Source organism: Massiliimicrobium timonense (assembly GCF_002160865.1).
Lineage (GTDB): Bacteria > Bacillota_I > Bacilli_A > Erysipelotrichales > Coprobacillaceae > Allocoprobacillus.
In genome coordinates this window covers 1-11914 of the sequence record NZ_NFLJ01000025.1, presented here as the reverse complement: position 1 = coordinate 11914, position 11914 = coordinate 1, and the positions used below count along the sequence as shown (strand labels likewise).

The 11914-nt window shown below is 32.9% G+C and carries 11 protein-coding genes; 10 read left to right on the top strand and 1 reads right to left on the bottom strand.

What is annotated here, in order from left to right; genetic code table 11:
- Positions 1–16: 16 nt before the first annotated feature.
- Positions 17–397, top strand: coding sequence for a DUF3783 domain-containing protein (locus B5E75_RS09040; protein WP_087358538.1), 381 nt, complete (start codon positions 17–19; stop codon positions 395–397).
- Positions 398–419: 22 nt separating this feature from the next.
- On the opposite strand, the gene B5E75_RS09035 is transcribed toward B5E75_RS09040, so the two are convergent.
- Positions 420–1886, bottom strand: coding sequence for a DUF1846 domain-containing protein (locus tag B5E75_RS09035; protein WP_087358536.1), 1467 nt, complete (start codon positions 1884–1886; stop codon positions 420–422).
- A gap of 181 nt (positions 1887–2067) precedes the next feature.
- Between B5E75_RS09035 and mraY the strand changes: the two genes are divergently transcribed.
- The 9 genes from mraY (at position 2068) to proC (ending at position 11667) form a co-directional block, all read left to right on the top strand.
- Positions 2068–3051: a phospho-N-acetylmuramoyl-pentapeptide-transferase gene (mraY, locus tag B5E75_RS09030; RefSeq protein WP_087358534.1), complete on the top strand. Its 984-nt coding sequence runs from the start codon at positions 2068–2070 to the stop codon at positions 3049–3051.
- Position 3052: 1 nt separating this feature from the next.
- Positions 3053–4396, top strand: a complete 1344-nt coding sequence (gene murD, locus B5E75_RS09025; RefSeq protein WP_087358532.1) for a UDP-N-acetylmuramoyl-L-alanine--D-glutamate ligase — start codon at positions 3053–3055, stop codon at positions 4394–4396.
- Positions 4397–4468: 72 nt separating this feature from the next.
- Entirely contained in the window at positions 4469–5554 is a 1086-nt protein-coding gene (gene ftsW, locus B5E75_RS09020) for a putative lipid II flippase FtsW (RefSeq protein ID WP_087358530.1), read from the top strand.
- A 22-nt stretch (positions 5555–5576) separates the two neighbouring features.
- Entirely contained in the window at positions 5577–6665 is a 1089-nt protein-coding gene (murG, locus tag B5E75_RS09015) for an undecaprenyldiphospho-muramoylpentapeptide beta-N-acetylglucosaminyltransferase (protein WP_087358528.1), read from the top strand.
- A 2-nt stretch (positions 6666–6667) separates the two neighbouring features.
- Positions 6668–7579, top strand: coding sequence for a UDP-N-acetylmuramate dehydrogenase (gene murB, locus B5E75_RS09010; RefSeq protein ID WP_087358526.1), 912 nt, complete (start codon positions 6668–6670; stop codon positions 7577–7579).
- A 9-nt stretch (positions 7580–7588) separates the two neighbouring features.
- A complete protein-coding gene (locus B5E75_RS09005; RefSeq protein ID WP_087358524.1) occupies positions 7589–8356 on the top strand; it encodes a cell division protein FtsQ/DivIB in 768 nt (255 codons plus the stop codon).
- Positions 8357–8477: 121 nt separating this feature from the next.
- Positions 8478–9755, top strand: coding sequence for a cell division protein FtsA (gene ftsA, locus B5E75_RS09000; RefSeq protein ID WP_087358522.1), 1278 nt, complete (start codon positions 8478–8480; stop codon positions 9753–9755).
- A 21-nt stretch (positions 9756–9776) separates the two neighbouring features.
- Complete coding sequence (ftsZ, locus tag B5E75_RS08995; protein WP_087358520.1) at positions 9777–10841, top strand: cell division protein FtsZ; 1065 nt, start codon at positions 9777–9779, stop codon at positions 10839–10841.
- 40 nt (positions 10842–10881) lie between these two features.
- Positions 10882–11667 (top strand): pyrroline-5-carboxylate reductase, encoded by a 786-nt coding sequence (proC, locus tag B5E75_RS08990; RefSeq protein WP_087358518.1) that lies wholly within the window; start codon positions 10882–10884, stop codon positions 11665–11667.
- The last annotated feature ends 247 nt before the right edge of the window (positions 11668–11914 follow it).

Genomic DNA, 11914 nt, shown 5'->3' with positions numbered 1-11914 from the left:
AAAGAAAGGATTTTATATGAAAGATACTATTTTAGTTTATCGTTTACCAGAATACATCAAATCAAAAATACAAAGTATTGGAAAGGATTTGGATATTGCCATAGATGAAATTGATCCTCATGATATTCATCAGACAATGGGATACTTACTACATTTAGAGGGATATCAAAGACAATCTCAATCATCTATTCTTACAATGATGCAGGAACCATTTGTATTTTTTGCCCTTCAAAAAGATAATCAACTTGAATTATTATTGCAGTTATTTCGTTTGAAAGGAATTCCTTTTATTCCTTATAAAGCTGTTTTAACACAACATAATGTCAATTATACATTCTCTCAGTTGTATCAAAGTGTCGCAAAAGAATATTCATATATGACTCAAAAACCTCAATAGAGGTTTTTTTAATAAAAAAATCCTAAGCTGTTGCATGCTTAGGATCACAAGTTAAATTCATATTCAATTTTCTTAATGTTTCCGTATCTTTATTACTTAAAATGACAGTTGAATGAATTTCACAATCTTTCAATAAAGGGAGAGCTTCCAGACATTTTTTTGCATTTTGATCTTGAGCTGAAGCAATTGTTAATGTCAGTAAGACTTCATCAATATCCAAAAGAGGTGTTTTCATATTTAAGTAATCATTTTTTAAAGAAAGAATAGAATGTAACATCGTTGGTGAAATCAATTCAATGTCCTGTTCAATTCCAGCCAGATATTTTAATGCATTCAACATAGCAGCACTTGATGCACGTAATAATGATGATGTCTTTCCACTGATTAAATGTCCATCATTTAATTCGATTGCACAGACAGGACCCTGACGTGTTTGTGCTACTTCTCTAGCTACAATGGCACATTTACGATTTTTTGCATCTACCCCTGCTTGAGAGAGCAGCATTTGCATTTTTTCTAATGACTGATCATTGATTTTTCCCATCAGATAATCTACTTGAGCGTGGTAATAACGACGAACAATTTCACGGCAGCTGGCATCTTTAGCGGCTTCATTATCAATGATGGAATAGCCTGCCATGTTGACACCCATATCAGTAGGAGAAGCATAAGGAGATTCACCAAAGATTTTTTTAAACATTGTATTTAATACAGGGAAGATTTCAATATCACGATTATAGTTAACGGTTGTTTCACCATATTTTTCAAGGTGGAATGGATCAATCATATTGACATCATTGAGATCAATTGTAGCAGCTTCGTATGCTAAGTTCACGGGATGTTTTAAAGGCAAGTTCCAGATTGGGAAAGTTTCAAATTTTGCATATCCAGCACGAATACCATGTAAATGTTCATGATATAACTGTGATAGACATGTTGCCATTTTTCCTGAACCGGGACCCGGTGCTGTCACCACGACCAAAGGTTTCGTTGTGATAATATAATCATTTTTACCAAAACCTTCTGGAGAAATAATATGATCAACATTATGAGGATAGTTTTCAATAGGGTATTGCATAAAGACTTTAATACCACGTTTTTCTAATTTGGTTTTAAAGGTATCAGCTGAGTTTTGATGTTGATATTGTGTGATTGTTACACTTCCAACATATAAACCGACATGTTCATATTCATTGATTAATCGTATCACTTCATCATCATAAGAAATGCCTAAATCCCTTCTCATTTTATGTCTTTCCAAATCTTTTGCACAAACAGCGATGATGACTTCTACTTTATCTTTTAAAGTTAATAACATTTTGAGTTTGCTGTCGGGTTCAAAACCGGGTAAAACACGTGAAGCATGGGTATCGTCAAAAAGTTTACCACCAAACTCTAAATAAAGCTTGTTGTCGAATTGTTCAATTCTTTCTTGGATATGTTTTGATTGTAGTTCTACATATAATTCATTGCTAAAGGCTTTTTTCATTTTTTTCTCACTCCTAGACAACATTATATAGAAAATGGATTGAAGATAAAGAAAATAATAAAAAAATATTAAGTCAATAAATAATGATAATTATAAATAAAGATGGCTTCTTTTTGATTGTTGTTATTGTATGAAAAATATGGTATATTGTAAAAGATAAAAGAGGTAAAGGAGTCTTATTATGTTTAATATGGTCTTTTTAAAAATTGTTTTGAATTTTCTTGTGAGCTTTATTGTTGTTGTGGCAGTGATGCCTAAAGCGATCCGTTATTTGAAGAAATTGAAGTTTGGACAGGTTGAAAGAGAAGAAGGACTACAATCACATAAAGCCAAAGGTGGTACCCCAACAATGGGGGGAACTGTTTTTATTTTATGTGCAATCATTGTTGTTTATATTTTGAATATGACTTCATTAAAAAATCCGTATATTCATTTATTGACATTTGCTTTTTTAGGATTTGGACTAGTAGGATTTATTGATGATTATTTGATTGTTGTGAGAAAGACAAATGATGGTTTAAAGCCATTATATAAATATGCTTTACAATCTGTGGTTGCTATCGCATTTTATATTTTGGCGAAAGTCTTTATTCCTCAATTTGATACTGCTATTTCCATTCCTTTATTACATATTGAAGTAGATATAGGATGGTTTTATCCTATTCTTGTGTATTTTATGTTTACTGCTGGCAGCAATGCTGTAAATTTAACAGATGGGTTGGATGGTCTGGCAACAGGACTATCTATGATAGCTATCTCTGTTTTTGTTATTTTTGCGATTATGAATAAAGATTATGAAATTGCTATTTATGCTATGGCAGTCGTTGGAACATTGCTTGGATTTATGTGCTTTAATTATCATCCAGCACGTATATTTATGGGTGATACAGGATCGTTAGCGCTTGGTGGTTTTTTAGCAGCTTTAGCTGTTTTAACACGTCAAGAATTATTGTTTATTTTAATTGGTGGGGTTTTCTTAGTTGAAACACTATCTGTTATCATTCAAGTTGTATCCTTTAAAACAAGAGGAAAACGTGTATTTAAGATGGCACCAATTCATCATCATTTTGAAATGCTGGGATGGACGGAACAGCAAGTTGTGATTTCTTTTTGGTTTTTAGGGTTTATTTGTGGAATTATTGGGATTGTCTTAGGAGTTATGTAATATGTTAAAAGGGAAAAAAGTCTTAGTTTTAGGATTGGCTAAAAGTGGCAGGGCTGCAGTTGAACTGCTTGATGCAATGCATGCCACGATTACAGTGAATGAATTTGCAGCAAAGGATCATATTGATTGTTATGATGAATATCTGGCAAGAGGTATTGAAATGATTGTGGGGGGACACCCTGATGAATTGTTTGAAAGAGATTTTGATTTTGTGGTCAAAAATCCGGGTATTAATTATCATAAACCTTTTGTTTTGAGATTAAAAGAAAGAGGAATTCCTGTTTACACTGAAATTGAACTGGCTTATCAAGTGGCTCAAATGCAAAATTATATTGCGGTTACAGGAACAAATGGAAAAACAACAACAGTCACATTAATTGATGCGATTTTAAGACAGGCAAAACACGAGGTTTGTCTGGCAGGGAATGTAGGAACTCCATATTCTTCGTTAGTATTAAAGAATCAGCTCATGAATCATAGTGGGTATGATATTGTTTTGGAGATGTCTAATTTTCAGTTGCTAGATATTGCTAAGTTTCATCCGCATATTTCTACGATTATTAATTTAACACCTGATCATTTAGATTATATGGCTTCTTTAGATGAATATTATACATCAAAGACACGTATTTATATGAATCAGACAGAGGATGATTATTTTATTGAAAATTTAGATGATGACATTTTACAATCTTATTTAACAAAATATCCAGTATCTGCTAAAAGAGTGACTTTTTCGTTAAGCAAAGAAGCAGATTGTATGATTCAAAATCAGGCTATTTATTATCAGGGAAAGCATGTGATTGATTTAAATGAAATCAAGATTGTTGGAAAACATAATATTCAAAATATGATGATTGCGATTATTGCCTGTGCTTTAAGTCATGTGTCACTGGAAGATATTCATCAAGGTTTAGCTGCTTTTCAGGGAGTTGAACATCGCATAGAATTTGTAAGAGAATATCAAGGTGTGAAATATTATAATGATTCTAAAGCAACGAATACAGATGCTGCTATTATTGCTTTGAAGGCTTTTGATCAGCCTGTGATTTTATTGATGGGTGGTCATGAAAAAGGGTTGGATTTATCTGAGATGTCAACTTATCAATCTTGTATTTCGTCATTAATTTGTTTTGGTGAAGCTAAGGAAAGATTTGCAAAAGAAATGCACTGTCCTCAAACATATGTTGTGGATCATATGAAAGATGCTGTGATGAAAGCCAAGGAAATTGCTAAAGAGGGGGATATTGTTTTGTTGTCACCTTCAACAAGTTCATATGATGAATTTAGTGGCTATGAGGAAAGAGGAAAGGTTTTTAAAGAGATTGTTCATGATTTTAAGTAAGTGAGAAGATACGTTGGTGTATCTTCTTTTTTGATGCTTCTTTTCATATAGTGAAATGATGGGGGTGTCACCGTGAAAACAAAGAAAATTGTTGCTTTAACTGTGATCATTGTTATGATTGGTTTAATAAGTGTTTATACTTCTTCACATATCTGGGCATTTTATAAGTATGATGATGCTTTTTATTATATCAAAAGACAGGTTATTTTTGCCTGTTTAGGGTTTATAGCTATGTTTGTGACATCACGTATTGATTATCATTTGTATAAAAAATATTATCGTTTGATTTTAATGATTTGTTTTGTATTATTGATTCTTGTTTTAATCCCGGGAATTGGTGTTGTCAGAGGCGGTAGTCGCAGCTGGTTTCATTTAGGTTTTTTTGCATTACAGCCAAGTGAATTGTTTAAAATAGGAATAATTATTTATACAGCGGTATATATTGAAAAACATTATTATCAGATGAAAAAAATTCGTTATAGTTTTAAGATATTATTGATAATGGGGTTAGGCTTTTTACTCATTATGTTACAGCCGGATTTTGGTAGTGGTATTGTTATGGCATGTGGTATTATTGTGATGATGATTGTGTCACCTTTTCCATTTCGTTATTTTGTTGGTTTAGGTATTATTGGTGTGATAGGAATTGTTGTGATGATTTTATCGGCTCCCTATCGTATGGAGCGTATTCTTTCTTTTTTAAATCCATTTCAAGATCCATTAGGAAGTGGTTTTCAGGCAATTCAGGCTTTATATGCAATTGGACCGGGAGGACTTTTAGGTGTTGGCTTTGATAAGAGTATACAAAAACATTTTTATTTACCTGAACCACAGACAGATTTTATTTTTGCAATTGTTGCTGAAGAATTTGGTTTTTTAGGGGGTATTATTTTAATAGGACTCTATACGAGTTTGTTGAAAACGATGTTGAAAATCAGTCAGAACGTTCCGGATTTATTTGGAAGTTTTTTGATGATTGGTATAACTTCGATGATGGGTATTCAAACACTCATTAATTTAGGCGTAGTTGTCGGACTTTTTCCTGTTACAGGTGTAACCTTACCATTAATGTCCTATGGTGGCACAAGTTTAGTTATTACATTAATGAGTATAGGAATTTTAATTAATATCTCGAAATCTTGTCGGGATGTGTTATAATGAGAACTAGGAGTGGTGAGAGATGAAAATAATTGTGAGTGCAGGGGGAACAGGTGGACATTTGTATCCTGCTTTAGCCCTTGTTGAATATATAAAAACACAAGATCAAGATGCAGAATTTTTGTTTGTTGGAACAACAGATCGTTTAGAATCACAGGTTGTTCCACAATTAGGTTATGAATATCGTGGATTAGCTGTTAAAGGATTAGTAGGAAATCCAATTCAAAAATTAAAAAATGCTTTCATTTTTATCAAATCTTTAAAAAAGTCAAAACAGATTTTAAAAGAATTTCAACCGGATATTGTGATTGGTTTTGGTGGTTATCCAAGTGCTTCCATTGTCATGGCGGCATCCCAACTTAAAATTCCAACAATGATTCATGAACAGAATTCAATTATTGGGTTAACAAATAAAGTTTTAATAAAAAAAGTGAATAAGATTGTATGTTGTTATGAAAAAGCGTATAATGAATTCCCAAGTGATAAAACTGTTTTATTGGGGAATCCTCGAGCAAGTGTTGTTGCTCATCAAAAACTGAAAGATATTCATGATCTTTATCAGATTCCTCCTCATCGTCAGACAGTTGTGATTGTGATGGGAAGCTTGGGATCATCATCTGTTAATCGTGTGATGAAAGAAGCATTACGTCAAATGCAATATGATGATTATGATGTGATTTATGTCACTGGAAAAAATTATTATGATGAGATGAAAAATGAATTAGGTGATCTTCAAGATTCTATTCATCTTGTTAGTTATATTGATGATATGCCTAGTCTGATTTCCAGCTGTGATATTATTGTATCACGTGCTGGAGCAACAACTTTAGCTGAAATTACGGCTTTAGGTGCGGCTTCTATTATTATTCCAAGTCCTTATGTCGTTAAAAATCATCAGGAATATAATGCTATGGAATTAGTGAATGCGAAAGCGGCACGTATGATTTTAGAAAAAGACCTCAGTGCCGAAAGATTTGTAAAAGAGGTTAGAGAATTATTAAAAGATCAGGCATTATTGCAATCATTCAAGGCTCATGCATGTCAATTAGGAAAACCACATGCTTGTGAAGATATATATCAAGAAATTTTGAAAACACTAGAAAGGAAATAAGCATGGATTTTGAAAATATATTTTATGATTTAGTTGATTTACAGTTGGGTGAAATTTTAGAAAATGAACCTTTATATAAACATACAACATTTAAAGTAGGAGGTCCTGCCAGATTATTTATTTATATTGAAAATATTGAAGCGTTAAAAAGAGGAATACAATATTGCCGTGAACACCAGGTTAAACATATGGTTATTGGGAGAGGATCAGATTTGTTGTTTTCTGATAAAGAATATGAAGGGGTTATCTTTTCATTAAAGAATTTAAATAAAGTCCATTTTAATGGTGTGGAAATACGAGCTCAAGCAGGAGTCAGTATGATTTATCTGGCATATGAAGCTGCTAAAGTGGGACTATCAGGTTTTGAATTTATGGGTGGTATTCCAGGAACGATTGGTGGAGGCGTTTATATGAATGCTGGAGCTTACAAGTATTGTATAAGTGATGTTTTTACATCGGCTTTGATATTGAATGAAAAAGGTGAGCTTATGACATTAAATCGTGAGCAGATGCAATTTAATTATCGTCAGTCCATCTTACAAAAACATAAAGATTGGGTATTGATAGAAGCAACTTTTACGATGACATCACGTGATCCTAAAGATATTATGCAGGTTTTAGATAAACGTAAAGAAAAACGTATGGCAACACAGCCTTGGAATTTTGCCAGTGCTGGAAGTATTTTTAGAAATCCTGATGAAAAACCTGCTTGGCAGTATATTGATGAATGCCAGTTAAGAGGCTATGAAATTGGTGGAGCACAGGTTTCACCTAAACATTCTAATTTTATTGTGAATAATGGCTATGCCAGTGCCAAAGATATATTGGATTTGATTTTATTGGTTGAAAAAACGGTATTTAATCGTTTCGGTGTGGAACTGGAAAAAGAGGTTATTTTAATTAATTGGGAGTAGGTGAAAGATATGGCTAAAGAACAATACTATTTTAATGAACATGATGAAAATCAGACTCAGCTTTTAAGAAAAAATAGAAAGAAGAAAAAATTAAAACGTAAAATTAAAATTGTTATTGTTCTTTTGTTGTTGTTGCTAGTTGCAGGATATTTTATAAGTGATTATTCCCGTGTGCAAACTATTGTGATTGAAGGACAGCAGGAAGTTTCAAAAGAAGAAATTTTGGATACCATTTCTGTTCATAAAGGAGATGTGCTTTTGTTTGTCAATACAGGTCATGTTGAAGATGAAATTTCACAATTACCATTTATTAAAAAGGTGAGAGTTACCAAATCGTTACTAGGGTCCGTCCGTATTGAAATAGAGGAGGCTCAAAAGGTCGCTTATTGTGTTATTGGTAAAAAGACATATGTTATTGATGAATTGGGTAATGTCAGTGAAACGAAAGATCAAGATTTAATTACCTCGTTGCAGGCAACACCACGTATAACGCAATTTAAAGATTTAAAATTATTAAAGCAGTTTGCTAAAGAATATGTGAAGATTCCAGAAATTGTTAAAAGTCAGACGAGTGATATTTTGTATGATCCTCAAAAAGCTGATGAAACGCGTTTGAAATTTATTATGGATGATGGAAAAATCTTATATTTACGTATTGAGGATATGGCTGATCAACTCAATAATAGATATGATTATGTGGCAAATAAAGAAGCATTTAAAAATAAATGTGTCTTTAGTTTTGAGGGAAATTATGTTTATATGAAAGATTGTGAATAATGCATTTTTAAAATGCATTATTTTTTGTCTTGATGAGTTCTTTTTCGTCATTTATATATTTTCTTATGATTAAAATTATGCTACAATAGTAAAGAAGTATTTTTTTGAAGGAGAAGCGTATATGAAGAATATCTATGCTGTATTAGATATAGGAAGTGCAACGGTTAAATTGCTTGTTGGTGAGGTTGTAAGTGCAAATATTAATGTGCTTTTTGCCAAGAAAATCACTAGTCATGGAATTCGTAAAGGTCAAATTGAAAACATGCCTGTTGTTGTCAGTGAAATTAAACAGCTTATTGATGAAGCATCAAAATCTCTGGGAGCAATGATTTCAAAAGTGGCTTTATGTATACCGTCTTTTCATGCCCATATCTATCAAAGTGATGGGATTACAAAAGTTAATTCTCCTTTGGATCAAATTACAAGTGAGGACATTGTTCGTGCTTTAAAACTTTCCAAACGTTTTGCTTTAAAAGAAGATGAGGAAATTATTTCTGTCATTCCAGCAATGTTTTATTTGGATACGAAATCAATGAAAGATATTCCAATTGGTGAAAAATCAGCATCATTGAAAGTGGAATCATTAGTTATTACTTCAAGAAAGAAGTTATTATATGGTTATATTAACGCTGTTGAAAAAGCTGGGGTGGAAGTTTTAGATATTACAATTAATGCTTATGCTTGTGCAAAGGAAGCATTTGATGATGTTTATCTTCAAGAAGGGGCAATTTTAATTGATGTTGGATATCGTAATTCAACGATTGCTTTTTTTGAAGATGGTTATTTAAAATATATTGCACAGGCTCATGTGGGTGGTTATGATTTGACAAGAAAAATAGCAACATCATGGCAAATTCCTATGGATAAGGCGGAGTTATATAAAGTGAAATATGGAACATGTGATCTTCGTATTGGAGATGAAGATGTTATACATACAACAAGTCAAAATGATGTGGAAAAGCATTTTACTCAAAAAGATTTGGCGCATGTCTTATCTGAAGGTGTTCAGGAGATTATGGAAGTCATTAAGACAAAAATAGAAGTCATTAATGACGGTAGAAGTTATGAAACAGTGATTGTTGGTGGCGGGGGAGAATTACCGGCTATTGATGAGGTTGCAACACAAGTTTTAAATAGTGCTGTCAGAACCTATCGCCCTGATACCATTGGAGCACGTGATATGTCATTTGTTTCTTGTCTTGGTATGATGTATTATCTGAATGATCGTTTGAAAATTTTTGGACAAATAGATTCGTCACTCGTTTTGCCAGATATTTCTAATACGATGAGTATTCGTTTTAAAGGATTAACGAAAACAAAGACTGCTTATAGTTCAGATACAAAGAAAAAGGGAAAATTGACGAAAGTAATTGAAAATTTATTTAGTGAAGAAGATTAATATAAAAGTGAGGATAGAAATATGGATGGGAATTTAGATTTTGTTCAAGTTGCGAAAATTAAAGTCATTGGTGTTGGTGGTGGTGGCTGCAATGCAGTTGCAAGAATGGCAAAAGATGGAGTCAAAGGTGTTGATTTCTATGTAGCTAATACTGATGCTCAAATTTTAAAAGGGATTGATATTGAAAATAAGATTGTTTTAGGTAAAGAATTGACTCATGGTTTAGGGGCAGGTGGTAATCCAGAAGTTGGACGTAAGGCTGCTTTAGAAACGGAAGAAGAAATTAAAACAGCTTTATCTGGAGCTAATATGGTTTTCATTGCTGCTGGAATGGGAGGCGGAACAGGAACGGGAGCGGCACCTGTTGTTGCGAAAATTTCACGTGAATTAGGTGCTTTAACGGTTGGAGTTGTTACATCGCCTTTTACTTTTGAGGGACCTAAAGTTTTAAGACAGGCTAAAAGTGGTTTGGCTGAATTAAGAGAAAATGTGGATTCTATTATTGTTGTTTCTAATGATCGTTTATTAGAAGCTATTGGTCGTAAACCAATGGGTGAAGCATTTAGAGAAGCAGACAATGTATTAAGACAAGGGGTACAGACAATTACTGATTTGATTGCTATTCCTGCTTTTATTAATCTTGACTTTGCTGATGTTTCATCAGTTATGAAAGATCGTGGTTCTGCACTTATTGGTATTGGTATGAGTGATGGTGAAAATAAAGCAGAAGAAGCTGCTATGCGTGCTATTTCATCACCATTATTAGATGTGTCTATTGCAGGTGCAAAAGACGCAATTGTTAATGTTACTGGTGGAACAAATATTACTTTATATGATGCAAATACGGCTCTTGCAACAATTAGAGAAGCGGTAGGTAATGATGTCAATACTGTTTTAGGTGTTGCTATTAATGAACAATTAGATGATCAAGTTATTGTAACTGTTATTGCGACTGGATTTGAAGATGAAGAAGAACCTGCACCAGTTAAACAGACATCTTCATTTGAATCCGTTGTGAAACCATCAATGTATGAAGATGATGACGATGATGATGTACCAGCATTTTTAAGAAATAGAAAATTATAAGCTAACAGATGTGTTAGCTTTTCTTTATTTGGAGGTTAAGATGAAAAAAATAGGTTTTATTGGTTTTGGTAATATGGCAGGAGCTATTGCACAAGGTATCATTCAATCTGGTTTTTTAAAACCATATGATTGTATAGGATATGATATTGATATAAAGATGGTTCAAAAAATGAATATGATGGGTATTGAAACGGCTAGGGATATCGCTCAGATTATCAATCAAAGTGCGTTTGTATTTGTAGGTGTTAAACCACAGGTTGTTGAATCGATTTTAATTCCTTATAAGGAACAGTTGAAGGAAAAAGCACTGATTTCCATTGTTTTAGGTTATGATTTTGAAAAATATCAGCAATTATTGGATGATTCAACAAGACATATTTTTGTTATGCCAAATACGCCGGTACAAGTAGAGCAAGGGATGTCGTTGATTGAAGAACCTCATTCACTTAAAAAAGAAGAATTTGAATTCGTAAGAAAAATGTTTGAAGCAATTGGCTGTGTTGAAGTTGTACCGTCACATTTGATGGCAACAGCAGGAACATTAAGTGGTTGTGGACCAGCGTTTGTTTATATGATGATTGAAGCATTAGCTGATGGTGCAGTTAAAGAGGGTGTGCCAAGAGCATTAGCTTATCAGTTGGCATCACAGACTTTGGCAGGGGCAGCGATAATGCAACAAAAAACACAACAGCATCCCGGTGTTTTAAAAGATCAAGTTTGTTCGCCTGGTGGTTCAACAATCTGTGGTGTTGAAGCTTTAGAAAAAGGACAATTACGTGCAACATTAATATCTGCAATAAGTGCAGCTGTTCATTATAAAAAGTAAAAGAATCTATTTGTAAAGGATATTTGTTTGAAATAGATATCCTTTTTTAAAAAAATAACAAAAAAACATTGATAAAATCAATAAAAAATAGAATTTTTGAAAAAAGAGGGATAAAAAAACGAAAAAAAATGAAAAAAAGACTTGCAAAGGTAAGGGATAGATGGTATTATAGATGAGCACTCGAGAGAGGGCGACAGGGACATTGAAAACTGAACAGTAAACACGTCAATAAAGATAGGAAAAAAGA